General features: G+C 73.7%; 25 protein-coding genes. 10 read left to right on the top strand and 15 right to left on the bottom strand.

The genetic code is table 11. The annotated features are described in order from the left end of the window. Positions 1–48: 48 nt before the first annotated feature. Positions 49–849, bottom strand: coding sequence for an SDR family oxidoreductase (locus O7618_RS05035; protein ID WP_278104777.1), 801 nt, complete (start codon positions 847–849; stop codon positions 49–51). A gap of 1 nt (position 850) precedes the next feature. After that, positions 851–1,831: an LLM class F420-dependent oxidoreductase gene (locus O7618_RS05030; protein WP_278109920.1), complete on the bottom strand. Its 981-nt coding sequence runs from the start codon at positions 1,829–1,831 to the stop codon at positions 851–853. 144 nt (positions 1,832–1,975) lie between these two features. Here O7618_RS05030 and O7618_RS05025 point away from each other — a divergent pair, with 144 nt between their 5' ends. From O7618_RS05025 to O7618_RS05015, 3 genes are all read left to right on the top strand, one after another. Further along, complete coding sequence (locus O7618_RS05025) at positions 1,976–2,860, top strand: low temperature requirement protein A (RefSeq protein ID WP_278104776.1); 885 nt, start codon at positions 1,976–1,978, stop codon at positions 2,858–2,860. Then, positions 2,857–3,189 carry a low temperature requirement protein A gene (locus O7618_RS05020; RefSeq protein ID WP_278104775.1) on the top strand — a complete coding sequence of 111 codons (333 nt, stop codon included), beginning with the start codon at positions 2,857–2,859 and terminating at the stop codon, positions 3,187–3,189. The genes O7618_RS05025 and O7618_RS05020 overlap by 4 nt, the downstream gene beginning before the upstream one ends. 63 nt (positions 3,190–3,252) lie before the next feature. After that, the gene (locus O7618_RS05015; RefSeq protein ID WP_278104774.1) at positions 3,253–4,128 is read left to right on the top strand and encodes a DUF1028 domain-containing protein; all 876 of its coding nucleotides are present in this window, start codon (positions 3,253–3,255) and stop codon (positions 4,126–4,128) included. 46 nt (positions 4,129–4,174) lie between these two features. On the opposite strand, the gene O7618_RS05010 is transcribed toward O7618_RS05015, so the two are convergent. After that, complete coding sequence (locus O7618_RS05010) at positions 4,175–4,846, bottom strand: maleylpyruvate isomerase N-terminal domain-containing protein (protein WP_278104773.1); 672 nt, start codon at positions 4,844–4,846, stop codon at positions 4,175–4,177. 8 nt (positions 4,847–4,854) lie between these two features. After that, positions 4,855–5,736, bottom strand: a complete 882-nt coding sequence (locus O7618_RS05005; protein WP_278104772.1) for a phosphatase PAP2 family protein — start codon at positions 5,734–5,736, stop codon at positions 4,855–4,857. Positions 5,737–5,829: 93 nt separating this feature from the next. Here O7618_RS05005 and O7618_RS05000 point away from each other — a divergent pair, with 93 nt between their 5' ends. Beyond that, on the top strand, positions 5,830–6,528 hold the full coding sequence (locus tag O7618_RS05000) for a DUF3159 domain-containing protein (RefSeq protein ID WP_278104771.1): 699 nt from the start codon (positions 5,830–5,832) through the stop codon (positions 6,526–6,528). Positions 6,529–6,815: 287 nt separating this feature from the next. On the opposite strand, the gene O7618_RS04995 is transcribed toward O7618_RS05000, so the two are convergent. After that, positions 6,816–9,713 (bottom strand): glycoside hydrolase family 48 protein, encoded by a 2,898-nt coding sequence (locus tag O7618_RS04995; RefSeq protein WP_278104770.1) that lies wholly within the window; start codon positions 9,711–9,713, stop codon positions 6,816–6,818. 845 nt (positions 9,714–10,558) lie between these two features. On the opposite strand from O7618_RS04995, the gene O7618_RS04990 reads away from it, so the two are divergent. After that, positions 10,559–12,085, top strand: coding sequence for a GH1 family beta-glucosidase (locus O7618_RS04990; RefSeq protein WP_278104769.1), 1,527 nt, complete (start codon positions 10,559–10,561; stop codon positions 12,083–12,085). 48 nt (positions 12,086–12,133) lie between these two features. On the opposite strand, the gene O7618_RS04985 is transcribed toward O7618_RS04990, so the two are convergent. The 3 genes from O7618_RS04985 to O7618_RS04975 all read right to left on the bottom strand — a co-directional run bounded on the left by O7618_RS04985 (position 12,134) and on the right by O7618_RS04975 (position 16,608). Beyond that, on the bottom strand, positions 12,134–12,547 hold the full coding sequence (locus O7618_RS04985; protein ID WP_196806755.1) for a roadblock/LC7 domain-containing protein: 414 nt from the start codon (positions 12,545–12,547) through the stop codon (positions 12,134–12,136). A 5-nt stretch (positions 12,548–12,552) separates the two neighbouring features. After that, positions 12,553–15,117 carry an ATP-binding protein gene (locus O7618_RS04980; RefSeq protein WP_278104768.1) on the bottom strand — a complete coding sequence of 855 codons (2,565 nt, stop codon included), beginning with the start codon at positions 15,115–15,117 and terminating at the stop codon, positions 12,553–12,555. Between the two features lie 108 nt (positions 15,118–15,225). Continuing rightward, positions 15,226–16,608 carry an FGGY family carbohydrate kinase gene (locus O7618_RS04975; protein WP_278104767.1) on the bottom strand — a complete coding sequence of 461 codons (1,383 nt, stop codon included), beginning with the start codon at positions 16,606–16,608 and terminating at the stop codon, positions 15,226–15,228. A 236-nt stretch (positions 16,609–16,844) separates the two neighbouring features. Between O7618_RS04975 and O7618_RS04970 the strand changes: the two genes are divergently transcribed. Beyond that, complete coding sequence (locus tag O7618_RS04970; protein ID WP_278104766.1) at positions 16,845–18,764, top strand: chorismate-binding protein; 1,920 nt, start codon at positions 16,845–16,847, stop codon at positions 18,762–18,764. 73 nt (positions 18,765–18,837) lie between these two features. On the opposite strand, the gene wrbA is transcribed toward O7618_RS04970, so the two are convergent. Then, on the bottom strand, positions 18,838–19,455 hold the full coding sequence (gene wrbA / locus O7618_RS04965) for an NAD(P)H:quinone oxidoreductase (protein WP_278104765.1): 618 nt from the start codon (positions 19,453–19,455) through the stop codon (positions 18,838–18,840). A gap of 299 nt (positions 19,456–19,754) precedes the next feature. Here wrbA and O7618_RS04960 point away from each other — a divergent pair, with 299 nt between their 5' ends. After that, on the top strand, positions 19,755–20,831 hold the full coding sequence (locus O7618_RS04960) for a winged helix DNA-binding domain-containing protein (protein WP_278104764.1): 1,077 nt from the start codon (positions 19,755–19,757) through the stop codon (positions 20,829–20,831). After that, positions 20,786–20,992 carry a hypothetical protein gene (locus O7618_RS04955; protein ID WP_278104763.1) on the top strand — a complete coding sequence of 69 codons (207 nt, stop codon included), beginning with the start codon at positions 20,786–20,788 and terminating at the stop codon, positions 20,990–20,992. The genes O7618_RS04960 and O7618_RS04955 overlap by 46 nt, the downstream gene beginning before the upstream one ends. A gap of 40 nt (positions 20,993–21,032) precedes the next feature. Here O7618_RS04955 and O7618_RS04950 read toward each other — a convergent pair whose 3' ends face one another. The 4 genes from O7618_RS04950 to O7618_RS04935 all read right to left on the bottom strand — a co-directional run bounded on the left by O7618_RS04950 (position 21,033) and on the right by O7618_RS04935 (position 23,155). Further along, positions 21,033–21,695, bottom strand: coding sequence for a cupin domain-containing protein (locus tag O7618_RS04950; protein WP_278104762.1), 663 nt, complete (start codon positions 21,693–21,695; stop codon positions 21,033–21,035). 320 nt (positions 21,696–22,015) lie between these two features. Then, positions 22,016–22,321 carry a hypothetical protein gene (locus tag O7618_RS04945; protein WP_278104761.1) on the bottom strand — a complete coding sequence of 102 codons (306 nt, stop codon included), beginning with the start codon at positions 22,319–22,321 and terminating at the stop codon, positions 22,016–22,018. A gap of 122 nt (positions 22,322–22,443) precedes the next feature. Next, positions 22,444–22,689 carry a DUF397 domain-containing protein gene (locus tag O7618_RS04940; RefSeq protein ID WP_278104760.1) on the bottom strand — a complete coding sequence of 82 codons (246 nt, stop codon included), beginning with the start codon at positions 22,687–22,689 and terminating at the stop codon, positions 22,444–22,446. A 109-nt stretch (positions 22,690–22,798) separates the two neighbouring features. Beyond that, positions 22,799–23,155 (bottom strand): hypothetical protein, encoded by a 357-nt coding sequence (locus O7618_RS04935; protein WP_278104759.1) that lies wholly within the window; start codon positions 23,153–23,155, stop codon positions 22,799–22,801. Between the two features lie 559 nt (positions 23,156–23,714). Here O7618_RS04935 and O7618_RS04930 point away from each other — a divergent pair. Together O7618_RS04930 and O7618_RS04925 are read left to right on the top strand one after the other, a co-directional pair. After that, positions 23,715–24,518: a helix-turn-helix transcriptional regulator gene (locus O7618_RS04930; RefSeq protein ID WP_278104758.1), complete on the top strand. Its 804-nt coding sequence runs from the start codon at positions 23,715–23,717 to the stop codon at positions 24,516–24,518. Then, positions 24,509–24,697 carry a DUF397 domain-containing protein gene (locus tag O7618_RS04925; RefSeq protein ID WP_278104756.1) on the top strand — a complete coding sequence of 63 codons (189 nt, stop codon included), beginning with the start codon at positions 24,509–24,511 and terminating at the stop codon, positions 24,695–24,697. Before O7618_RS04930 ends, O7618_RS04925 begins: the two co-directional genes overlap by 10 nt. Before the next feature lie 58 nt (positions 24,698–24,755). On the opposite strand, the gene O7618_RS04920 is transcribed toward O7618_RS04925, so the two are convergent. Both O7618_RS04920 and O7618_RS04915 read right to left on the bottom strand, forming a co-directional pair. After that, positions 24,756–25,415: a hypothetical protein gene (locus O7618_RS04920; protein WP_278104755.1), complete on the bottom strand. Its 660-nt coding sequence runs from the start codon at positions 25,413–25,415 to the stop codon at positions 24,756–24,758. Beyond that, entirely contained in the window at positions 25,396–25,686 is a 291-nt protein-coding gene (locus O7618_RS04915; protein ID WP_278104754.1) for a hypothetical protein, read from the bottom strand. Before O7618_RS04915 ends, O7618_RS04920 begins: the two co-directional genes overlap by 20 nt. Positions 25,687–25,827 lie beyond the last annotated feature (141 nt).

Genomic DNA, 25,827 nt, shown 5'->3' with positions numbered 1-25,827 from the left:
GACATGAGTGGTCGTCGGTCACCGGCGCCGCTGACGATCCGCCGTCGGTCAGCGGTCGGCGGCGCGCAGTTTGCGGACGAGCTTGCGCAGGCCGGCCTGCCAGCCGTCCGGGTCCTCGGCGCGGCGTCGGGCGTAGTCGGCCACCTCCGGGTGGGGCAGGATGAGGAACCGTTCCTCGGCCAGCCCGGCCACCACCGCGTCGGCGACCTGGTCCGGGGTGAGGACCGCGCCGGACGCCGCGATCACCCGCGCGCCGAGGTGCCCCTCGGCGAGGCCGTCGGCGAGCATCGGGGTGTCCACGCCCTGCGGGCAGAGCGCGCTGACCCGGATGCCTTCGTCCCGATAGGTGATCGCCACCCACTCGGCGAGCCCGACCGCGGCGTGCTTGGTGGCGGTGTACGGGGCGTCGCCGACCGCGGTCAGCAGACCCGCCGCCGAGCAGGTGAGCAGCAGGTGTCCCTGCCCCCGGCGCAGCATCCCCGGCAGCACCGCCCGGACGCTGTGCAGGTGCCCGAGCACGTTGACCCGCCAGGCCCGCTCCCAGTCGGCGTCCGGCGCGTCGAGGCCACCGCCGGTGGCCACCCCGGCGTTGGCGCAGAACAGGTCGATCCGGCCGTGGCGGCGCTCGGTCTCGTCGACGAGCGCGCGGACCGCCGCCTCGTCGGTGACGTCCAGCCCGACGCCCGTGGCGACCGGACCGATCGCCTCGGCCGCCGCGCCCGCCGCCTCGGCGGCCAGGTCGGCCAGCACCACGGCGGCGGCGCCCTCGGCGGCGAACCGCCGACCCAGCGCCGCGCCGATGCCGCCGGCCCCACCGGTGATCACGGCCACCCGATCGGTCAGGTTCATCTCAGCGCACCTCCCCGGCGCCGGCCCCGAGCCGGGGCAGCAGGTCCAGCCACGCCGCCGCGCCGTCCCCGGTGAGCTCCGGGGTGGGCAGCACCGCCAGCACCGGCACGTCGACGCCGTGCGCCGCGTACCGGCGGGCCTCGGCCGCGCATTCCTCGGGCGAGCCGTGCAGCACCAGCGCGTCGACCACCTCGTCGGGCACCGCGGCGGCGGCGCCGCGCCGGTCCCCCGCCTCCCATGCCCGCCACATCTCCGCCAGGCTCTCCTGCCGGCCCAGCCAACGGTGGAAGGCGGCGTAGGCGGGCACGGTGAGGTAGCCGGTGATCAGGCGGCGGCCCAGGGCCCGGGCGTATCGGGCGTCCTCGGTGGGGCAGACGAAGATCCGGGCGGCGACCGCGAAGCCGGGGCGGCGGTCACCCAGCTCGGCCAGCGCGGTCGGCACGTCGGTGGCGGCCAGCCAGTTGAGGATGACGCCGTCGGCCTCGGCGGCGGCGAGCCGCAGCATGCCGGGGCGCAGCGCGGCGAGCAGCACCGGTGGCGGCACGGCCGGCGGGCGTTCCAGCGTGAACCGCCGCACCGCGAACGTCTCGTACGCTCCGTCGACGGTTTCGCCGGCCAGTGCGGACCGCAGGAAACGCAGCACGTCGCGGGTCCGCCGGTACGGCTCGTCGAACGGCACCGCGTTCCAGTCGCGCACCAGCACCGGCGAGGACGCGCCGAGGCCGAGCGCGAAGCGCCCCGGCGCGGCCTCGGCCAGCGCGGCGGCGCTCATCGCCAGCAGCCCCGGCCCCCGGGTGAAGACGGGGGTGATCGCGGTGCCGAGCCGCAGCCCGGGCGCCCAGGCGGCGGCGAGCGCGAGCGGAGTGAACGCGTCGGTCCCGGCCACCTCCGACGACCAGACGTCGGTGAAGCCGGCCTCCGCCAGCGCGGCGTAGACGGCGGCGTGGTCGGCGAGCGGGATGCCGCCCAGCGGAACAGTCATGCCCCATCGGTTGGTCACCCGGTCGATCGTGCCTCCCGGCACCGCCCAGAGCAAGATCGGAGGCGATCCGGGCGATCCGCACCGCGATGCGCGGAAAGAGGGTTACGACTGCCGGGTGGGCGTCGGCGCGGGCGGGGAACGGCGGTGCGGGTCGCCGAGCCCGCCGTGCTGCGCTCGGACGACGGCGACAGCGACCGCGCCACCTTCCTGGAGCTCTTCTTCGACCTGGTCTACGTGTTCGCGCTGACCCGCGTCTCGGCGCGCGCGTTCGAGGATCTGGCGCTGGAGGACGGGCGGGCCTACTGGCCGGCGGTGACCGGCGGCGGCAAGACGCTGCTGCTGCTGCTGCTCGCGCTCTGGATGCTCTGGCAGGGCACCGCGTGGACCACCAGCCGCTACGACCCGTACCACCTCTGGCTCCAGGTCATCGTGGTCACCGCGCTGTTCTCGGCGATGGTGATGGGGGTGGCCATCCCCCGCGCGTTCGACGGCCCCGGCCTGGCGTTCGCCGTCGCGTACGTGGTGGCGCACGGGGCCCGCTCGGCGATCCTGCTGCTGGTGCTGCGCCGGCTCCAGTTCCGCCGGCTGAAGCTGCGGATGCTGATCACCTACTGCGTGGCCGGGGCGCTCTGGCTGGCCGGCGCGGTGCTGCCCACCAACCCGCGGGTCGTGCTCTGGAGCATCGCGCTGGTGGTGGAGTATCTCGGCAACCGGTTCGGCTGGCCGGTGGCGGGGCTGGGCCGCTCGACCATCTCCCGCTGGGACATCCACGGCAAGCACCTCGCCGAGCGCTACCCGCAGATCTACCTGGTGGCGATCGGCGAGACGATCCTGGTCGCCGGCCTGACCTTCACCCGTACGCCGGGCGGCTGGGCCAGCATCGTCGCGTTCGCCGCCGCACTGGCCACCTCCGTCGTGCTGTGGCGGATCTACGTGCAGCGGGCCGGGCAGATTCTCGGCGAGGCGGTGACCGGGGCGAGACACCCCGCCACCGTCGGCCGCTCCGCCGCCGACACCCACCGGTCATGATCATCGGCGTGGTGGCCGCCGCGATCGGCTACGAACTGGCCATCGAACACCCCACCGGGCACAACGAACTGCCCTGGCTCGCCATGGTCCTGGGCGGTCCGGCGCTGTTCCTGGCCGGGCGGGTCCGCTTCGAGTACGAGGTGTTCGGCCGGGTCTCCCCGTCGCGGCTGGTGGCGATCGCCGCGCTGCTGCTGCCGGCGCCGCTGCTGGTGCGGGCCGCGCCGCTGGTCGGGGCGATCTGGGCGGTGCCGGTGCTGGCGGCGGTGGCGGTGGCCGACGTGCGCCGGGCCTGGGGACGCCCGCCCGAGGATCCCGCGACGCCGTTCTGACCACGCGGGTCACCTCCGGCCGGTGCGGGGACGGCGTGCCCGCGACCGGGCTACGATCCGCCCGTGACGTTCTCGCTCGTCGCCCGCTCCGCCGACGGGCACCTGCACGGCGTGGCCGTGGCCAGCCGGTTCCTCGCCGCCGGCGCGCTGGTGCCGGCCGCCGAGGCGCGGGTCGGCGCGGTCGCCACCCAGGCCCACGCCAACCTCGCCTACCGGGCCCAGGCGCTGGCCATGCTGCGCACCGGCGTGAGCGCCGCCGACGCGGTCGCCGGCCTGGTCGCCGCCGACCCCGGGCGCGACGACCGGCAGCTCGCGGTGGTCGGCGCCGCCGGCCCCGGGGCCACCTGGACCGGCCCGCGGTGCCATCCCTGGGCCGGTGGGCAGGCCGGCGACGGGTGGGCCGCGCAGGGCAACATCCTGGACGGTCCGCAGGTGATCGACGCGCTGCGCGACGCCTGGCTCACCGGCACCGACCTGCCGTTCCCGCAGCGGATGCTGGCCGCGCTGGCGGCCGGCGACCGGGCCGGCGGCGACCGGCGCGGCCGGCAGAGCGCCGCGCTGTTCGTGGTGCGGCGCCACGGCGGCTACGCGGGCACCGGAGACGAACTGGTCGACCTGCGCGTGGACGACCATCCCGACCCGGTCGCCGAGCTGCGCCGGCTGCTCGGCCTGCACACCATGATCTTCGGCCGTCCCGATCCGGCCACCCTGCGCGACCTCACCGGCCCGCTCGCCGTCGAGGTGGCGGAGTTGCTCGCCGCCGCCGGGCACCCGGTCGGGCCGGCCGGCCTCGACGACGCGCTCGCCGCCTGGTCCGGGCTGGAGAACCTGGAGGAACGCTTCGTGCCCGGCCGGATCGACCCGATCGTGCTGGAGCACCTGCGACGCGGCGCGGCGGGTCGCCCGCCCGCTGCCGGTTCCGCCGGTCCGGCGGGCTGACCGACCGGCGGACGGCCCGTCCTGCCGTCGCGGGGTGGCCGGCCCCTCAGCGGCCGAACGCGAGCCGGCGGATGCCGGCCGCCGCCAGCGCCGCCCGCTCCGCGCCGATCGTCGGCAGCCGGCCGGTGGCCTTGCGCAGCACGGTGGCCGGGTCCCAGCCGAGCCCGGCCGGCACCGGCCGTCCGGCGGTGAGCACGTCGACCACCACGGCCGCCGCGGCCGGGGTCGTCCACGGCGGCCGGTCCAGCGCGTCGGCGAGGTCCAGGCCGTGCACCGCGACCTCCACCACCCGGGTACGCAGGAACTCGGTCACCGCCATCGCGTCGCCGTGTCGGGTGCGCACCACCCGTCCGGGCGGCTCGGCGGCCACCGCGGCGTCGGTGCTCCGCCAGGCCCGCCCGAACTCCCGGGCCGCCTCGACCACGCCGGAACACGCGTGCGCCGCCGCCCGGGCGCCCTCGATCCGGTCCCGGTCGACCTCGGGCGTGAACTTGGCCGTGCCGAAGTAGGCGGCGGCGCTCACCTCGGGCTTCGGCGGCGCGGGCTCGGCGAGCATCGCGACCAGCCGACCGGCCCCGGTGCTCACGTGCGCCAGCAGGTCCCGTACCCGCCACGGCGGGCAGGGCGTCGGGCGGTCCAGGGCCGCCTCGTCGAGCCCGTGCAGCACCCGCTCCAGCCGTTCGCACTCGTCGCGGAACGCCACGCGCACCGACGACATGCCGGTCCTCAGCCCTTCCAGCGGGGCACCAGCCGGTGCACCGTGGCGAGCACCAGCGCGGCCACCACGGCGATCGTGCCGACGATGCCGGCCGCGCTGCCGGCGTACCCGACGAGGAGCGGACGGCGGCCGAGGTCCGTGGCGGCGATCGTGGAGCGGTCGACCAGCCAGGACAGCGCCAGCGCGGAGACCAGCAGGGCCAGCGCGCCGCCGACGCCGAGCACGGCGGCGGCGACGCGGTGCGCGTCGCCCGGCTCCACCACGGCCCGTTCCCGCTGGAAGACCAGCAGCACCAGCCCGGCGACCGCGGCCCAGGCGCCGACCAGCAGGTAGGCGGCGACCGCGTCGCTGGGCCGGTGCCAGCCGGCGGAGAGCGTGGCGACGCCGGCGGCGGCCGCGTAACCGGCGCCGATGAACGCGCCGGCCACCCGCAGCTTGCGGGGCAGCACCAGGATCAGGGCGACCGCCACCGATGCCGCGACGGTGGTGTGGCCGCTGGGCAGGCTGTTGCCGGCGGCGGCCCGCTCCGGGTCGATGCCGAAGTCCGGGCGGGCGAGGAGGTATTTCAGCGCCTGGGTGCTCACGTTCGCGCCGGCGATCAGCAGCGTCGCGGTGACGGCCAGCGCCTTGCGCCCCCGGATCAGCGCGATGAAGCCGATCACGGCGGTCGCGGCCAGCAGCGACACCGCCGACATGGCGTTGAGGATGGTGTCCACCGGCCCGTCGATCCGGTCCTGCCCGATCTGGTTGCCGGTCAACGCGACCGTGTCCAACCACTGGCCCAGCTCGGTGTGCACGGCGAACCGCCACAACACCAGGAACGCGGCCGTCTGGACCAAGGCCAGCACGACCAACCAGACCGCCGTCCAACCCCTCGCCGTCTCCCGCACCCGGACAACTTAGCGGTCGGCCCGTCGCGGCGCGCGGCGGAGCGCCCCGCATTCCGGCGTAGGTTGGGGCGGGCTTCGTCGAGGAGGTGGCGGGTGACCGGTACGCCGGAGCGGCAGCGGTCGACCGGGGCGCGACCGGAGTCGCTCACCGACCTGCTCGGTGGACGGCGCGGCGCGGTGGACGCGACGCTGCCCCCACTGGGGTTCGGACTGGGCTGGGTGCTCGGCGGTCTCGGCGGCGGCGTGCTCGTCGCGGTGGTGACCGGCGCGGCGGTGGCCGTCTGGCGCTGGCGGCGTGGCGACCGCCCCCGTTCGGTGCTGGTCGGGCTGCTGGCGGTCTGCCTGGCCGCGTTGATCGCGCTGCGCACCGGCCGGGCCGGCGACTTCTTCCTGCTCCAGATCGCCTCCAACGCGGCCAGCGCGTTGGCCTGGGCGGTCAGCATCGTGGTGCGCTGGCCGCTGCTCGGCGTGGTGGTCGGGCTGGTGCTCGGGCAGCGGGGGCGGTGGCGGCGCGACCCGGCGCTGCTGCGGGCGTACGGCCGGGCGAGCTGGGTGTGGACGGCCACCTACGTGCTGCGGGTGGCGGTGTTCGTCCCGCTCTGGCTCGACGGGCAGGTGGTCGCGTTGGCGCTGACCCGGGCGGCGCTGACCTGGCCGCTGGTCGCGGCGACGCTGGCGGTGAGCTGGGTGGTGATCCGCCGGTCGCTGCCGGCCGGGCATCCGGGGCTGCGGCACCCGGCCGGGGCCTCCGGCCCGGACGGGGGGCCGGCGGCGGCCGGGCCCGAAAGTTAGTGGAGAGGCCGCCACGGGGGGAGCGGCCTCTCCGTCAAATACGTTACTCCGTCATCGCCACGGATGTGATCCCGTGGAGCGTTGAATTTTGCGTGCCTTTCGCGCCATGGGTCCTCCCCGGGCGGAGTGGTGGGCCGGTCCGTCCGCCGCGTCGGCCGGACGGCCGGCCCACCCGGCCTGACCGTGGGCGTCAGGCCGTCCGCCGACCCGGCCGCTCCGTTCCCCCATCGGCCGGGTGGGCGTCCTCCGTGGGCGGGTCCTCTCCCGCCCACGGAGGAGTCGTCACCTCACCCCTGCGGGAAGTAGGTGCCGTAGTCGGCGTACGCCATGGCGACGTCCGCCTGTGCCCAGAACCGGTGGTAGTTGAAGACCGGCTCGGCGCCACCGTCCAGGTACGCCTGCACCTTGGGCCACTCCGGGTCGTTCTTGTAGAACGACCGGATGTCCAGGAAGCTCTTGCCGGCGGCGATGGTGTCGCCGTTCGGCATCTTCCCGGTCCAGCCCGGCGGCACGTAGAGGCCCTGACCGTCGGCGGCGTTGTAGACGTCGTCGAAGCGCTTGTAGTCGCCGCGCTTCTCCGGCATCGAGACGCCCTTGCTGTCGGCCGCGGCCGAGAGCGCGTCCAGCAGGCCCTTGGCGGTGGTCTTCGCCGCGACGTTGCCGGACTTGGCCGCGTACGCGATGAGGGTGCGGGCGTAGGCGGCGGCGACGCCGACGTCCTGGCCCTTCACCGTCACCTCGACGTGCAGGTTGGTGTTCGGCTGCGGGCTGCTCGGGTTCCAGTTCGCCGGCTGGCCGGTCCACTTCATGTCCGACGGGATCGACCAGTTGGTGCCGGTGGTGGTGTTGGCGATCGCCCACGGCACCCACTTGTCGAGCAGCGCCTTGGCCTTGGCGTTGCCGGTCTGCAGGTAGAGCTCGGCGATGCGCTGCATCGACCAGGCCTGCATGCCGAACCACTGGTTCGACGGCGGGTCGTTGTAGACCGGGTCGACGTCGTAGAACATGCCGTAGAAGGTGGCGGTGCCGGCCGGCGGCTGGGCGTAGCTGCCGTCCCAGCTGTTGGTGGCGCCGCCGGCGATGCCGCCCTCGGCGGACTGGAGCCAGGTGTAGAACTCCAACTGCCGGTCCATGCTCTTCTGCCAGTCGGAGACCGCGGTCGGCGACTTCGGCTTCAGCTCCGCGACGTTGGTCATCGCCCAGGCCGCGAACGGGTTCTGGTAGCCGAAGTGGCTGTGGCTGGAGCCGATCCGCCACGACCAGTTCTGCGACGTGTCGTACGCGCCACCCCAGGCGTAGTACCAGGAGAGCAGGTAGTGCGCCGAGTCACGGCCGCTGCCGGCCGGGCACGCGGACGCGCCGACGCAGTTGCCGATCTTCTTGAAGTACTTGTCGAACAGCGCGTAGCGCAGGTAGTCGCCCATCTTGGCGGCCTTGGCCACGGTGGCCGCCACGTCGGCCTCCTTGCCCTGCGCCTTGGCCCAGGTCAGCGCCCAGTAGGCGGCCTGCACGGCGCGCGCGTCGGCGTCCGGGGCGTTGGTGTACTTCCACTGCTTGGCCGGGGCGTTGGACTCCTTGACGAACAGGTCGAGGTAACCGTACTGGCCGCCGTGCTTGAACGTGTCGCAGGACGGCTGCGGCACGGTCTCCCACACCGACTCCTGGGTGCCCCGCTGGAACGTGTTGATGTAGGCGGGCTTGGTGGTGCCGTCGCCGCACCGGCCGTAGCCGTAGGTGTTGTCGACGTCGAGCAGCCAGTGCATGCCGTAGATGTCGCCGGTGCCGTAGGTGGACTGCAGCTCCGAGCGCAGCGGGTCCTGGCCGACCGGGACGCTGGCCTCCAGGGCGGACGGGTACTGGCTGGGCAGGTTGTGCTCGGCCGCGTACTGCGGGGTGCCCGGCGAGCCGGCCGTCGGCTGGTCGGCGTGGCTCGGGATGATGTACTTCTCGGTCACGGTCCACGCGTTGTTGAACGGGCCCCAGTTCTGGGTGACCCGGCCGTACTGGGCCTCCAGCCAGATCCAGAAGCTGAACGCCTCGGACGTGGTCTCGTGCCCGTAGTCGGGCGCCTCCACGATCAGCGTCTCGATCGAGTGGTACGGCACGCCCTCGGGGCTGAAGTAGCCCGAGTTCTTGATCTTGCCGTACTGGTCGAGGAACTTCTTGATGTAGGCGTTGTCGCCGCCCGGGGTGTCGTTGTCGATCTCGGTGGCGACCACCGAGACCGGGGCGTACCCGGTGGCCGACGCCGTCACGGTGGCGGTGCCGCCGACGGTGTCGGCGTCCTCGGCCGCGGAGACGGTGGCGGTGACGCCGATGCTCCAGTTGCTCGGGGTGAGCGTCAGCGTCGACGGCGAGACGGTGATGTCGCTGTCACCGGTGACGGCGAGGGTCACCGGGACGTTGGCGCTGGGCGCCGCGCTGAGCGTGTAACGGACCGTGGCGCCGCCACCCTCGTCGACGCTCACCGCCGACGGCGTGGCCACCAGCTTCGGACCGGTGGCCGCGGTCACCGTGAACGACTTCTCCGCCGTGGCGGTGCCGCCGGCGTTGTCGTACGCCTTGGCCTGCACGGTGTAGCTGCCCGCCGGCAGACCCAGCAGGTCGTAGCCGTACGGGGCGGTGGTGTCGGTGTTGACCAACAGGCCGTTGCGGTAGAACTCGACCTTGCTGATGGTGCCGTCGGGGTCGCTGGCGGTCGCGGTCAGCGGCACGTCGGCCGGGGCGGTGAACGGGCCGGCCGGCACGCCGAGTGAGACCGTCGGCGGCTGGTTGGTGGAGGCGCCGTTGCAGGCGACCCCGTTGAGCGTGAACGCGCTCGGCTTCGGGTTGCTGCCGCTGAACGTGCCGTTGAAGCCGATGTTCGTGGACGCGCCGGTGGGCAGGCTGCCGTTCCACGACTCGTTGGTCGCGGTCACCTCGCTGCCGGACTGGCTCCACTTGGCCGACCAGCCCTGGGTCAGGCGCTGGCTGCTGTTGGGGAACGCGAACTTCAGCGACCAGTTGTTCAGCGCGTCGCCCAGGTTCTTGATGGTGACGCTGGCGGTGAACCCGCCGCTCCAGTCGTTCGTCGCGTAGGTGACGTCGCAGGCGGGTGCGGCCTGCGCGGCGGTCGCCGGCAGGGCCACCCCGCCGATGGCGAGGGCGGTGGCGGCGAGCATCGCCGTGCGGCGACGTCTGGCCATGAGTCTCATGTGGGCGGTGTCTCCTCGGACCGGGCCGGGACCCGGGGTCCCGGCGGGGCGCCTCCACGCGACCGATGGACGTGCGCGGGGGGACGGAGGCGTCCGGAAAGGGGGTCGTCCCGGCCGTGCCGGGGATCGGGGCGCCGCACCGGTTGTTCACCGGGTGCCCTCGGCGGCCCGTGCTCGCGCGAGCTGGCTCCGCGTCGCGTGTCGAGAGTCTGCCATGGAAGCGCTCCCACCACAATGGCCAGGGCAGACACCCACGTCCATGTTTCGATCTCGTTTAGGGGCTTTCACAAAGGCGTGACGCGGGTTACAGTCGCAGCATCGCCGATGGGAGCGCTTCCATCGACGAAGATGTAAGTTACTGAACCGCCGGGGACACCCGTACCCGGCGCAACGGCCCAGTGGCCGGCGGCGATACCAGCCCGGACGCCGCCGCCGGCCATCACCCGCCAGACGGAGGGAGGTGGAACCAGAGCCACTCGCGTGGCCCGGCTCCCGCGCGACACGCACGACGGACGCCAATTCCAAGTCGTGTGTGTGTGCATCTCGGTGGGGACGGGGGTTGCCCTCCCCCGTCCCCACACTAAACCCCCGTTGTCGACGGCAAAAGAGGCCGACGGGACAGGCGTGACACGCCACCCGGACGGCCTTTCGCGCTATTCGCCCCATCCTCGCCGCTCGCCCCCACCCCCCGAGCGACATCCGCCCACCCCACTCCGGCCGCCCGCCGGCCGCGCCGCGTCCGCGCCGCGACCGCCGGAATCGAGGCCGGCCGCCTCCGGCCTATGCTGGGAGCGCTCCCGGCCCCCGGGCGGCCCGTCACTTCGAGGAGAACCTCCATGTCGTTACTCACCCGACGGCGCCTGCTCCGCCGCGCCGCCCTGTCCGCGACCGCCGCCGGCGCGGCCCGGACCGGGCTCGCCGGCGCGTCCGTGGCCGGCGCGGCCCGGACCGGGCTCGCCGGCGCGTCCGTGGCCGGGCTCGCCGCCACCGCCCTCGGCGCCTGCGACTCCCCGCCCGAGCGCGACACCGACGCGGAGCGGAACGGCACGCTGCGCTTCCCGACCGGATTCGGCTGGGGCGCGGCCACCTCGGCGTACCAGATCGAGGGGGCCGCCAAGGAGGACGGCCGGGGTGAGTCCGTCTGGGACACCTTCAGCCGCACCCCGGGCCGCACCGCCAACGGTGACACCGGCGACGTCGCGGCCGACCACTACCACCGGTACGCCCAGGACCTCGACCTGATGCGCGAGCTGGGGCTGCGCAGCTACCGGTTCTCCATCTCCTGGCCGCGCATCCAGGCCGACGGCTCCGGCCGCCCCAACCAGCGCGGCCTGGACTTCTACCGCCGCCTGGTGGACGGCCTGCACGAGCGCGAGATCGCGCCGATGGCCACACTTTTCCACTGGGACCTCCCCCAGGCGCTCCAGGACGACGGTGGCTGGGAGAACCGCGACACCGCCGAGCGCTTCGCCGACTACGCCGACGTCGTGTTCCGCGCCCTCGGCGAGCAGGTGCCGGTCTGGCTGACCGTCAACGAGCCGAAGACCGTGGTGCAGAACGGCTACCTCACCGGCCACCACGCCCCCGGGCACCAGGACGAGGCCGCCGCCTACCTGGTGGCCCACCACCTCCAGCTCGCCCACGGCCTCGCCGTGCAGGCGCTGCGCGCCTCCGGCGTGCCCGGACGCATCGGCCCGGCGCTCAACCTGCACCCCTGCTACCCGGCGGACGACAGCGCCGAGGCCGCCGCCGCGACCACGCTCCACGACGGCTACGAGAACCGCCTCTACCTCGACTCGATCTTCAAGGGCGCGTACCCGCAGGACGTGCTCGCCGACCTGGGCCCCGGCAGCCGGATGGTCAAGGGCATCCGCGACGGCGACCTGAAGATCATCTCCAGCCCGGTGGACCTGCTCGCGGTGCAGTACTACACGCCGATCTACGTCACCGGCGGCGGCGGCACGGTGCGCAGGTGGCCCACCTCCCAGGCGGACTGGCAGCAGATCTATCCGCAGGGCATGTACGACATCCTGACCCGGGTCACCCGTGACTACGGCCGGGTGCCGATCACCATCACCGAGAACGGTCTGCCCTGCCCCGACGCGCCCGGCCCGGACGGCACCGTCGACGACGCCGGCCGGGTCACCTTCCTGCGCGACCACTTCACCGTCGCCCACCGGGCGATCAGCGACGGGGTGCCGCTGGAGAGCTACCACGTCTGGTCGCTGCTGGACAACTTCGAGTGGAACGAGGGGTACGAGCAGCGCTGGGGCCTGATCTACGTGGACTACCCGACCCAGCGCCGGGTGTTCAAGCGCAGCGCCCACTGGTACCGCGACGTGATCCGCCGCAACGGGCTGTAGGGCCGGTCGGGCGTGGCCCGGCCGGCGACGCCGCCGGCCGGGTGCCCGTCAGCGCGGCAGCGCTTGTTGCAACTCCGCGCGCAGCGCCGGGGTGAGCATCTCGCCGGCCTGCTTGGCCAGCCGGGCCATCTCGTATCCGACCACGCCGATGTCGGCGTCCGCGCCGGCCAGGGTGGCCAGGATCGACCCGTCGCGGATCTGCATCACCAGGAAGTAGCCCCGGCCCATCTCGACCACGGTCTGCTTGACGACGTCGCCGTCGAACATCTGCGCCGCGCCCGCGGTGATGCTCATCAGGCCCGAGGTGACCGCGGCGAGCTTGTCCGCGTGGTCGCGCGGCAGGTGCGCGGAGATCGCCACCAGCAACCCGTCGGAGGACACCACCACGGCGTGCGCCACCCCGGGAACCCGCTCGGCGAACGCGTTCACCAGCCAGCTCAGGTCGCGTGCCTCCTGGCTCAACGTCGTCACTGTCGTCGTCCCCCTTCGTCGCGCGGCAGGTACATCTCGGTGGTCTCCTCGGCCTCGGCCCGTCGCACCCCGCCGTAGAAGCGGGACAGCATACCGCCGACCGCCTCCGGGTCCGGCTCGTGCCGGGCCGTCGCGCGGTCCGGCCGGTCGGCCGACGAGACCGCGGCGAGCTGGGCCATCGGCACCCGCACCGGCAGGCCCCGCTCATTGGTCCCCCCGGTCACCGGCGTCCGCACCGGCGCCGGCGTCACACCCAGCACCGACGACGTCGGTCCCTGCCGGGAGAACCAGCCGCCACCCGCCGCCGGCGGGGCGGCCGGGGTGAGGACGTCCTCGGCCCGGCCGGGCACCGGCCGGGGGCGCGGCACCGACTCCGGCGGGCCCGCGGGCGGCGGCTCGACCGCGTCGCCGAGCGGCCGACCGGTCAGCGGCGAGACCGGCAGGGCCGGTTGCGCCGGCGCGCCCGGCCGCGGCGGCGCCGGATGGCGGCCGGCCACCGGCAGCTCGGCGGTCGCCGCGCCTAGCGCCCGCGACGCCGCGGCGGCGTGACCGGTCAGCATCCGCGCCGGCACCGGCGGTTCCAGCCCCGGTGGCGGCCTCTCGGCCAGCAGGTCGGCCAGGATCCGGACCTGGGTCACCAGGCCCTCCCGACCGGGCCGTAACTGCACCCGGACGCCGTGGCGGGCACCCAGGTGACTCACCACGAACAGGCCCATCCGCTCGGAGGCCCCGACGTCGGCGGCCGGTGGCTCGGCCAGCACCGCGTTCGCCTCGGCCAACGCGGCCGGGCCCATGCCGAGACCCCGGTCGACGATCTCCACGAGTGCGCCCGGGCCGTCCGCCTCGACCACCACCCGCACCGCCGTGTCCGGCCGGGAGAACGTGGTGGCGTTCTCCAGCAGCTCCGCGAACAGGTGCACCAGGTCGCCGACGGCGTGCCCGACCACGTGCAGGTCGGTGCGGTTCTCGTGGTGCACCCGCCGGTACTGCTCGATCTCCGCGCTGGCCGCGAGCAGCACCGCTCCCAGCCCCACCGGGCGGTTCCACCGCCGGGTGGACTCCGTGCCGGCGAGCACCAGCAGGCTCTCGTCGTTGCGGCGCATCCGGGCGGCGAGATGGTCCAGCTTGAACAGGTTCTCCAACTGGTCCGGGTCGCTCTCCTCGCGCTCCAGGTCGTCGAGCAGCTCCAACTGCCGCTCGACCAGCACCTGGCTGCGCCGGGCCAGGTTGACGAACATGGCGTTGACGTTGCGCCGCATCATCGCCTGCTCGACCGCCACGTCCACGGCGCTGCGGTGCACCGCCACGAACGCCTCGGCCAGCTCGCCGATCTCGTCCTGCGAGTCGACCACCGCCGGCGGCACGTCGATCGCGCCCACCGGGCGGTCCACGGCCCGCAGCCGCTGGAGCGTCATTGGCAGCTCCACCTGCGCGATGCGCAACGCCTGGCCGCGCAACTGCCGCATGGCGCGGGCCACCGACCGGCCGACCAGCAGCGAGATGAGCACCGCCACCAGGAGCACCGCGACGATCCCGCCCGCCACCAGCAACGTCTCGCGCAACTGCCGGGCGCTCGCGTCGTCGGACCGGCGCACCGCGTCGTCGAGGATCTCGCCCTCGAGCTGGCGGAACAGCTCCTGCCGCTGCTCGGTGGCCGCCCACCACTGCGGCGCGGACGGCAACGCCGGCTCCGCTCCGCCGATGGGCAGGGTCTGCTCCTCCAGCCGGGTGGCCGTGACGAAGGCCGGGTCCACCGAGGTGCGGTCGTAGCGGCGTACCTGGTCGGCGGTCGCCGCCACCCGGAACGCGCCGAGCGCGGTGAGCTGCTGGGCCCGCAGGTCGGTGAGCGTCACCTGGTCGTCCGGCTCGTACCGGCCGGCGCGGGCGGCCGCGTACAGCTCGGCGCGGATCCGGGAGGACAGCTCCTTGACCCGGGCCAGCTGCACGTAGCGCAGCACCGCCTCGGTCAGCGCCCGCTGGCCGTCCCCCGGCGACGGTTCGGCCAGCAGGTTGAGCAGCGCCGCGACGGCACGGTGGTAGTTGCTGAGCACGGTGTCGGCGGAGAGCACCGCCGGCGGCACCGCGGCCCGGATGTTCACCACCTGGTCGTACGCCTCCAGCGCCTCGGCGTAGGAGACCCGCCAGGCGGCGTCGGCGTCGGCCAGCGGCTCGGCGGCGGCGCGCAGCTCGTCCACCGCCCGGTCGGTGGCCTCCTGCAACGGCCGCAGCGCGGCGACCGCGGCGTCCCGCTCGGCGCCGGCGCCGGCGCGGCGCAGCGCGGCCAGCTCGCCCGCGGACCGGTCCCGCTCCTGCTGGAGCCGGTCGACCACGGCGGTGATCTGCCGGCCGATGCCGACCTGCTCGGCGAAGTCGCTCAGCGTGGTGGTCTGCCCCACCAGCCCCCGGGTCTGCACGCCGGCCAGGACCAGGAACGCCAGCGAGGGGATCACGAGCACGGTGGCGAGCTTGGTGCCCATCCGCCAGTCCCGCAGCCGGAACCCGGAGCGCCGCCGGTGCGGCGGTGGGGCCGCGCCGCGGACCGGGTCGGGACCTGCGCGCACACTTGCCTCCTCGGTCCGCTCCACCACGGCGGGGAGCGGGATCCATCCAACCAGGCGGGCGGGCGCTGTCAACGCCCGCCCGGACGGCATGAGCAGGACGGTCAGCGGTTACGCCGCCGGCGCGGCGTCGGCTTCGGGGCGGGCGAGGCCGCCGATGTCGGCCGCCCGCGCGAACCGCCCCAGCGCCACCAACGCGGCGCCGGTCGCCCCGATCTCCGGGTTGCGCTGCCACCGCACCGTACGCGGGACGAGCGCGTCGGCGAAGGTCGCGCGCCACCACGGCGAGGCGGTCAGCGCCCCGCCGCCGAGCACCACCTCCATCGGCTCGCCGACCCCGGCCTCGAGCAGCGCCAGGTCGTCGGCGACGAGCCGGCACAGGCCGCCCATCAGCCCGACGAGGATGTCGACGGCGGTGCTGCCGAAGCTCAACCCGCGCAGCTCGCCCGAGCCGGCCGGCACCGTACCCGGGGGGCGGTCCCCGCCGAAGCGGGGGTTGGCGCGCACCCCGGTTCCGGTGCCGGCGCGGCGCAACGCCGCCTCCAACTCCGCGCCCTGCGGCAGCCGCAGCTCACGGTCGGCCCAGGCGAACAGGTTCCCGCCGCTGGAGTACGCCGCCCCGGTCACCACGTGGTCGTGGTCGACCCGGTAACGCCAGAGCTGCTCCGGCAGCGGCGGCAGCTCCGCCCCGGCCGGCACGGCCTGGATCATGCGCACCGCGGCGGAGGTGCCGACGGTGACCGCGGCCCGGGACTCGTCGACGCAGCCGGAACCCACGTTGGAGGCCGCGCCGTCGCCGACCGGCGCGGCCCACCGCGCCCCGGCCAACTGCGGCCACCGCGTCGCGTGCTCCGGGTTCAGCCGGCCGTGCCACCCCGGCGGGGCCAGCCGCGGCAGGGCCTGCGGACGCACCCCGGCCAGCGCGCACGCCTCCGCGTCCCAGTCGAGCCGGCGCAGGTCGAGCAGCCCGGTGCCGGAGGCCAGCGAGATGGACATCGGCGCCTCGTCGAGCAGCGCGCCGAGCACGTACTCGGCCAGGCCGGTGAACCGGGCGGCGCGGTCGCCGCCGTGCGCGGCGAGCCAGGGCAGCCGCACCGACCAGTAGCAGCGGTGCCACCAGGCGCCGGTGCGCCTGTGGTAATCCTCCGGATCGGCCGGGCCGGCCGCTCCGGTGGGTGACGCCGGCCGGGTGTCCAGCCAGGTCAGCACCGGACCCGACGGGACACCGTCGGCGGCCACCGGCAGCACCGAGTGCCACTGCGCCGACGTCGCCACCAACCCGACCTGCCCCAGGTGCCCGCCCGCGGCCAACTCGTCCAGGCACTCGACCAGGCCGGCCAGGTAGCCGGGACCGTCGAGCGTCCCGGTGCCGTCGTCGCCGGTGGCCAGGTGCACCTTGCGGCGGGCGAGCGCGCCCGGGCGCGGCACCGCGTCGGCGTCCAGCACCAGTCCACGCACCGAGGAGGTGCCCAGGTCCAGAGCGAGAATGTCCATCGCCGGTCAACCTACCCGGCGCCGACGGCGACGCTGATCGGGTTCCCCGGCACCGCCCGGTCGCGTACAGTGATCCTCATGCCCGCGCACCTGTCCTGCTGGTGGCCCGCCGACCCGGCGGCCCACCCCCGCGCGTAGCTTTCCCCACGCGGCCGCCCGACGAGGCGGCCGCCGGTCTCTTCCCCGGCATTCCGGGTCGCCCTCGCCGGTGGCCGCCGGCCCACTGAGGAGAACCGATGACCGTTCCGTCCGATCCGCTGTCCGCCGTCGCCGCCGGCCGCGACCCCGGCCCGTTCGCGCTCGTCCACCGCGAGGGCGCCGACCACGTCGACCTGTACGCCGGCCCCGTGCACCACGCGGAGCACCTCGCCGACCTGCCGCTGCCCGACGGGCCGGCCGGCCCGCGCACGTTGGCCCTGGTGCCCTACCGGCAGATCACCGAGCGCGGTTTCGCCTGCGTGGACGACGGCCTGCCGCTGGAGTTCCTGGAGATCCGGCAACACCTGCGGATCCCGCTGGCGCGGGTGCTGGACGCGCTGCCGGACGCGCCGGTGCGCACCCGCGACGCCGGCTTCGACATCTCCGACGACGAGTACGCGGCGGTCGTCGAGCGGGTGCTGACCGACGAGATCGGCCGGGGCGAGGGCGCGAACTTCGTCATCCACCGCACCCTGCGGGCCCGGGTGCAGGGCGATCCGCTGGCCGCGGCGCTGGCCGCGCTGCGCCAGCTGCTCGCCGGCGAACGCGGCGCGTACTGGACGTTCCTGGTGCACACCGGTGCCCGGACCCTGGTCGGCGCCAGCCCGGAGCGGCACGTCAGCGTGGCCGACGGGCTGGTCGAGATGAACCCGATCAGCGGCACCTTCCGGCACCGGGACGGCGCGGCCGACCGGGCCGCGCTGCTGCGCTTCCTGCACGACGAGAAGGAGGTGGAGGAGCTGTACATGGTGCTCGACGAGGAGCTGAAGATGATGGCCGTGGTCGCCGAGCACGGCGGCCAGGTGGTCGGGCCCTACCTGAAGGAGATGGCGCACCTGACCCACACCGAGTACCTGCTGGCCGGACGCTGCTCCCGGGACGTGCGCGAGGTGCTGCGGGAGAGCATGTTCGCGCCCACCGTGACCGGCAGCCCGATGGAGAACGCCTGCCGGGTCATCGCCCGGCACGAGCGGACCGGGCGGCGCTACTACGCCGGCGTGCTCGCCCTGCTCGGCCGCGACGAGGCGGGCCGGCAGACGCTCGACGCGCCGATCCTGATCCGCACCGCCGAGATCACCGGCGACGGCGCGCTGCGGGTGCCGGTCGGCGCCACCCTGGTCCGGCACTCGACCGCCGCCGGCGAGGTGGCCGAGACGCACGCCAAGGCCGCCGGGGTGCTGGCCGCGCTGGGCCTCGGCCCGCACGCCCCACGACCCGACGACCGGGCCGCCGTCCGCCACGCCGACGACCCCGAGGTACGCGCCGCGCTGGCCGCCCGCAACCTCCCCCTCGCCCGGTTCTGGTTGCGGCAGCGGGAGCCGGGGGCGCTCGCGTTGCGCGGGCTCGCCGGGCGGCGGGCGCTCGTGGTCGACGGCGAGGACACGTTCACCGGCATGCTCGCCCACCAGCTCGGCGCGCTGGGGCTGGCGGTCAGCCGGCGGGACTGGTCCCGGCCCGGCCCGCTGGACGGCTACGACCTGGTGGTGGTCGGTCCCGGCCCGGGCGACCCGCGCGAGGCGACCGCACCGAAGATGGCGGCGTTGCGGGCGGTGCTGACCGAGCTGCTCGCCGCCGGTCGCCCGACCCTGGCGGTGTGTCTCGGCCACCAGTTGCTGGCCGGGCTGCTCGGCCTGCCGCTGCATCGGCGCGACGCGCCCTACCAGGGCCTGCCCCGGGACGTGCCGGTGTTCGGCGTGACCCGCCGGGTGGGCTTCTACGCCAGCTTCACCGCCCGGGCCGACACCGACCGGATCACCGGCGCGTACGGGCCGGTCGAGGTGTCCCGGGACCCGGCGGACGGCGCGGTGCACGCGCTGCGCGGCGCGGGCTTCGCCGGGGTGCAGTTCCACCCGGAGTCGGTGCTCAGCCGCGACGGCACGGCGGTCCTGGCCGACCTGCTCGGGCATCTGCTCGACCGGCCGGCGCTGAACGCGCATGGCGCGCCCGATCGGGGGTAGCTCTACGACGACAGGTGGTCCGGACGGGTTCGAGAGCCCTCGTCCGGGCCACCTGTCGCCCGTTCGGCACGGGTCAGCCGACCATGCCCCGCTTGAACGCGGCGCCGGTCAGCACGGCCCGCTTCGCGGTCAACGCGGTGGCGGCCAGCGCCACGTGGTCCGGGGCGACCTCGCCGTTGTTGCTGGTGTGCGACGCGCCGTACGGGTTGCCGGCGACGAACTGGCTGGGGTCGGTGTAACCGGGCGTCACCACGATGCCGCCCCAGTGGTAGAAGACCGTGTACAACGACAGCAGCGTGGCCTCCTGGCCGCCGTGCGAGGTCGCGGTCGAGGTGAAGCCGGTGTAGACCTTGTCGGCCAGCGCGCCGTTGGCCCAGAGTGGGCCGGTGGTGTCGATGAACTGCTTGAGCTGGGCGGCGACCATGCCGTACCGGGTGGGCGAGCCCATGATCACCACGTCGGCCCAGGAGAGGTCGTCCGGCTCGGCCTCCATCACGTCCTGGGTCTCCAGCCGGTGCGCCTGCCAGCCCGAGTTGGAGCGGATCGCCTCGTCGGGCGCCAGCTCACGTACCTTGCGCAGGCGGACCTCAGCGCCGGCCTCCTCCGCCGCCTCGACCGCCGATCGCGCCATCTGGTAGGTGATGCCGGTCGCGCTGTAGTAGATCACCGCGACCTTGACCTGGCCATCCATCAGACGTTCTCCTCCTCGAATCGGGTAAGCCCCGGCGACTACCCGTTACTTGCCGCGTCAAACGCCGCTCAAGATTTGCGCAAGTTCGGCGGGCGACCACGCGCCCGGCCCGGCGCACCGGGGATCCTGTTTCCACCGGCGCCGGCCGTACGCCGCCCCGCGCCGGGAACCTGAACGGGGGATCGCGCTCCGTCGGCGGCGACGCCGGCGTAGCGCGATCAGGGGCCCGTCCCCGGCCGCCGGGCCCGGTCGAACCCCGGGCCGTGCGCTGGCCGTCCACCTGCTCCCGGGAGGCCGCCGTGACCGTTCGCCTCAGCCGCGCCGAGGCGCTCGCGCTGCGGATGACCGGCCTGTTGCTGCGTCCGCACCCGATCACCCGGCCAAGGGGCGTGGCCGACGTGGTCGAGTGGTTCGGCGCCATGCAGGCGCAGGACGCGGCGAGCGGGCAGTGGTCGCTCGGCGCGCGCCTGCCCGGGCGCACCCGGGCGGAGGTCGACGCGGCGCTGGAACGCCGGGAGGCCCTACGCACCTGGCCGATGCGCGGGACGGTGCACCTGGTGCCCACGCGCGACGCGCACTGGATGCTGGCCGTGACCGGTGTCCGCACGCTCGCCGGGCTGACCGGCAGGTGGCGGCAGCTCGGGCTCACCCTCGCCGACGGCGACCACGCCGGCGACGTGCTCGGTACGGCGCTGGCCGGCGGCGGCCGGCTCAGCCGCGCCGAGTGCCTGGCCGCACTGCGCGCCGCCGGGCTGGACACCACCGGCCAGCGCGGCTACCACCTGCTCTGGTACGCGAGCCTGCGCGGCATCACCTGCATCGCCCCGCACCGGGGCAACGAGCAGTCGTTCGTGCTGCTCGACGAGTGGGCGCCCGATCCGCACCGCCCGGAGCGCGACGAGGCGCTGGCGATGCTGGCCCACCGGTACGTGCGCGGCCACGGCCCGGTGACCCGGCACGAGCTGGCCCGCTGGAGCGGCCTGACCGTCACCGACGCGGCCCGGGCGCTCACCCTGGCCGGCGACCGGCTCGCCGCTGTCGAGGTGGACGGCGAGCCGGCAGTGGTCGACGCCGCGCTGCTCGACGCGCCCCGCGCTCCGGTCGACGACCTGCACACGCTGCCCGGCTTCGACGAATACCTGCTCAATTTCAAGGACCGTTCGCTGATGCTCGACCCGGCGCACGCCGACGCGGTGGTGCCCGGCAACAACGGAATCTTCCAGGCCACCGTGGTGCGCGGCGGCCGGGTGGTCGGGACCTGGAAGCGCACGCTCGGGGCGACGCTCAGTCGGCGAGCGCGCCGGCTGACCGCCGCTCGTGCATGGTCAGGTTGCGACCGCTGCCCGGGTCGAACAGGTGGACCGACGAGGTACTGAAGGCGAAGCTGCGGACGGTCTTCGAGCAGACCCCGCAGGAGGTACTGACGAAGGACGGTACCCTCGGCGTGAAGCGGGTGGCCGGGGTACTGGGTGCCGGTCCCGACCGGGCCCGCCGGATCATCGAGGAGCTTCAGCTCCAGGTACCGGTACCCGCCTGAGCGAAGCGGGCCAGCCTGTTCGAGGCTGGCCCGCTTCTGGTCACAACGTGGCGTGGCTGGTCTCCTGCTGAGCAGCGCGCCACAGCACCCCCGACATCTCCTCCACGTCCAGCTCGGCGAGATAGTCGATCATCAGCGACCGCACCTGCTCGACGGTGGCCGGCATCTTGTCGGGGCCGAGCTGGGACGGCGGGATGACGGCACGGAAGCGGGCATCCCTGATCGCGCCGCCGATCAACCGCTCGGCGATCCACAGCGGCACCCGCTCCTTCAGTACGAAGGTCAGGTGCACGCTGGTCTCCGTCGCGTTCCGCGAGTGCGGGTTGTGCACCCACCCTCGCGGGAGCATGAGGACGTCCCCGGCCGTCAGCTCGACCGTCTGGTCCGGGCCGGCGTCCTGCCACTGCTTGACCCACTCGTCCTGCCAGAGGTTCGTCGACATGGCGTGGTCGCGGTACGGCGCGTCGACCTTGGGGGCGAACAGCTCCCAGGTCTTCGACCCCTTCAACTGGACCACGATCCCGAGGTACTGGTCCCAGTGGTAGTCGAGACCCTGAGCGCTGGCCGGGGTGACGAAGGCAGTGACGTATCCCGAATAGCCGGTCTCGGCCTGGATGCTCGCGCAGATGGCGCTGAGCGGCGGGAACCACCGGTTCAGCTCGCGGAGCTGGATGGTGCAGCCCTGGTCGAGCAGGAGTTGCACCGAGGCCGGCGCTACCCGATCGTCGGCGGTGAAGCGGGCCGGATGCAGCCCTTCGCCGCGATGGAAGACGTTGACTTAGCTGCTCGGCGCACAGCCGGCGTCGAGGAATCCCCGGATCGTCTGCGCGCTGACCGCCCGTCCGATCGGGCTCTGGCTCGGGAGCTTCAGGGTGTGCGGACGCTCAGGCCACTCGCCGCGAACGGCGGCGGCGGTCTCTGGTCCCAGGATCATGTCGAGCGACACGGGCTCTCCCAGTCTCGAAGGTTAGTTCGGCGGGAGGGGGCATGGCGTCCGCGTGTGGTGTCGGTGCGGGCAGCAGATCACGGCGAACACGACGACGCGGTTGGCGCTGAGGCTGGTGGTGTAGTGCCACACGGTGTCAGCTCCCGCGAGCAGGCCATCGCGGGTGTGCTCCAGCCGCTAGCCGTGTCGAGGTAGTTCAGCGCCGGGTCGTGCGGGTGCCGGTCGCTCATCGCCGAGAGCCAGTCGAGGGCGTCCTCAACGCGTGTCCAGGTCCGCTCACGGCTGGTCTGCGAGCGGCGCAGCAGGTAGTGGCCTGTCTCCATCGCTGGCACCGTTGTCTTGTCCCAGTCCTCGCGGGGCCTGCGGAGATAGTCGTTCTTCATCTCGAAGACCTCATGGCCGCCTTGCCAGGGCCCGCACCCATGCCAGTGATGCGTCACCGGAGCCATTATTCCCCCTGAAGGCGGGCTGGCCGCACGACGAGCACGGCCAGCCCTCGGTGCGATCAGATGATCTCGCCGGCCTGGTACGCCGCGAAGAAGTTGTCCAGCTCCTTGCGCTCGAAGCGCAGGGTGGGCGAGTCGGCACCGAGCTTCGAGTCGCCGATGATGACGGCGTCCGGGTTGCCCGGCAGGATGGCGGCGGCGACGCAGCTCTCCATCGTGTTCGTGATGCCACGGCCGCAGAGCTTGCGGAGGTTCACGCCGGAGGCGTCGACCGCGTACAGATCGACCTGGTTCTCGGGGGTCATGAGACAGTCTCCCTTCAGGTGCGCTGCTTGCGGGGATGCGGTCCCCGCGCCGGTTGTGCCCTGTGCGCCCGCCAGTCGGTGCTTGGCCAAGGCAACGACCAGCGGGAATCTATGAGCTGCCGAATCCCTCCCGGGGTGCGACGGCAGGCTTGCGGAACGGGCCCCACGCCACGAAGCGATCGAACAGCTCGCGCGGGCTTGGCCCGTCGTGCGGGTTCAGGTGATAGAGGTCGCGGGTCGCCTCGTACTGCATGCCTGCGAGGTAGATCGCCAGGCCGGGCAGGTTGTCCGCGAACTCAGCCCTCAGCCGCAGCCGCGCTTCTGCGCAGGGCCACTGCCGGCCGTCCGCCCGGCAGAACCACATAGGGCGCAGCGGGGTATGGGGCATCTGCTCGCCGTACTCCCGGGGCAGGCTGGGCTTCGGGCCGGCGAAGGGTGGGGTTGCCTGAGTGCTGAGGGGGCTCATGCGTTATCTCCTGCCTTCGTGTCACCAGCTCGGCGGCCAGCGTCCAGTTGATCTCGGTGGGGGCATTCCAAGTCGGGTCGTAAAGCGGCAGATGGCGGTCGGCCGCCGGCTCGCTCCGAAGGGCCGGTGGCTGTCGCTCGACGGGTGCCCGCTTCTTCTTGCGCGCGGTGCGGCAGGAGGGGCACGCGCACTTCCGCCCACCGGGGAAGCGCTTCGACCTGCACGGCCGGTGCCTTGGCCGGGTGAGGTCGGCGTCGTCGTCGTTCACCACGTGCCCCTCCTGCCTGCTGCACGGAGCCCAGGCCGCGAACCGCATTCCCCCCTCCACGACCCGGACCTCGAATCCTCGGGCGGGGCCCCTCCACCACGGGGGAAGTAGAGGGGGCCCCAGCGGGACCGGCCCCGACACCCCTCCACCAGAGCCGGCCCGCATAGATGACAGTCTGGTGAGGACATCGCTACTGTCGGAAGGCATGCAGCCTGGTCACGTCGGCATCCTGGCGTCCTGGCGGCGGGCCTGGCGATCATTTGGCGATCTTGGCGAATCCCTGGAGGGGGCATGGAAGGTGAGCGCGGTGCGGATCTCATCCGGGCGCAGCTCCGCAGGATGCGAATAGCGGCGGGCCTCAACCAGGAGGAATTCGGCCGGCGTGCCGCCTACTCCGGGTCGCTGGTGTCCTCGGTGGAGACGGGCACTCGCCCGCTGGATCTGCCCTACGTGAAGCGGGCTGACGAGGTGCTGGAAACCGGCGGCCTGTTCGAGAGCCTGCTCAACCTGGCCGAGCTGGCGGGGCAGCCCTCGTGGTTCCGGCCGTGGCTCGACGCTGAGCGGGCAGCGGACCAGCTCAGGTGCTACCAGCCGACGCTGATCCCGGGCCTGCTCCAGACCGAGGCGTACGCCCGCGCGGTGATCCGCTGCGACGACAAGCTCACCGACGCCCAGGTGGAGAAGCGGCTCTCCGCCCGGATGGATCGGCAGTCGATCCTAGACAGGGAGGAGCCGCCGCAGTTCGTGGTGGTGCTCGACGAGATCGTGCTCCGCCGGGTCGACGAGAGCTTCCAGGGCGTGATGGCCGAGCAGATCCACCACCTGATCGGGCTGGCCGAGCGGCCGACCCTCAGCGTGCACATCGTGCCGGCGGACATCGGGATGCACGTCGGGCTGACGGGCCCGTTCATCCTGGCGCGCGGCGCAGATGGCGGTTGGGTAGGTAATCTGGAGAACCAACTGGGCGGGGTCGTCGTCGATAAGGACGAGGCTCTGGCTACCCTGCTGTCAAGGTGGGAGACGGTTCGCAACGAGGCCCTATCCCGCAGGCAGTCGACCGAGCTGATGAAGGAAGTTGTGAAGTCATGGACCTGATCGGTGCCAAGTTCCGCAAGTCCACCCGCAGCGGCTCCGGCGGCGGCGACTGCGTCGAGGTCGCGGACAACCTGCCCGGCGTGGTCGCCGTGCGCGACAGCAAGGACCCGACTGGCCCGGTGCTGGCCTTCGAGCCGGCGACCTGGCGGGCGTTCGTCGGGTTCGCCAAGCAGAGCTGACACAACGCAGAAGAGGGCCCCTCAGCGCGATGCTGAGGGGCCCTCTTCGTTGCGGGTACTACCTGACCGGGCACGCCCCGGTGGCGCACTCCTCGTCGATCCCATCGGCCACGAGCGACGCCTTGGCCATGCGGTACTGGCCTTCGCTGATCCGCTCGTACGGGGCCTGCGGCCTCGTGCCGTCGACCATGATGGTCGTGCCCTTCAGGCAGGGCAGCCACTTGCGGATCGTGGCGGCGACCTCGTCCACGTCCAGGCCGGGCTTCACGTTGGCGGTGAAGCTGACGGCGTTGTCGGCGTAGTCCGCCTGGTACATCGCCTGGAAGGCCAGCATGTCGTCGAGGCTGATCTCGTCGGCGCTCTTGACCAGGTCGGCCGCGTCGTACTTGTCGTAGCCCAGGTCTTCCACCTCTTCGAGGAGGTTGTCCTTGGTCGGGAACTCGACGACCACCGTGTTGCCGGAGGCGTCGTACTGGCAGGTCTCCACGGTGAAGCCCTGCTCGCGGAACTCCTCCGCCTTCGCCCGCTGGTCGGCGTCCGTCATGCTGAAACGGACTCGGCGGATGAAGAACCGGGCGTAGCTCGGGTGGATGCCCTCGGTCGTGCCGGGCAGCTTGGCGATCGTGCCGGTCGGCGCGCCGGTCGTCGTCTTCACCGGCTCGGGGATGCGCAGCTCGAAGGCGTACTGCCGGGCGGCCTCACGGACCCGGGCCTTCATCTGGCGCTGCTCCTTGCGGAGGGCGACCGTCGGCCTGCCGCGGCAGCACCCGGTAGGAGATCCGGTAGCGCCCCTGGGCCTGCGCGTTGCAGTCGTCGACCACCTTCTGCAGGTTCTGCTCGGGCGGGTCGTACAGGTTGATCGTCGGCGGGCCGCCGTCGCCGCCGGACCTGCAGGCGGCCAGCGGGGCCACCAGCGCGTGCGCGGCGGCCGCCGCCGCCATGCGTCCGGCCGGCCGTCGTGCGGCCGGGTCGGGGACTGTCGTCCTCACCCTGCCCCACTCTTCGGCGAAACCGAAGAGGTCACCCGTGCCCCGGCGCACGGCGAGACGGTCGAGGCACCGGCCCGTGCGTCCGACGCCCCGGGCGTTTCGTGCGGTCGAACGTGCCCGACCTACGACGAAGCGAAACAT

Origin of the sequence: Micromonospora sp. WMMD980 (assembly GCF_029626035.1) — a bacterium.
Lineage (GTDB): Bacteria > Actinomycetota > Actinomycetes > Mycobacteriales > Micromonosporaceae > Micromonospora.
The sequence above is the reverse complement of the archived record's forward strand: the minus strand, read 5'-3'. Positions and strand labels throughout refer to the sequence as shown.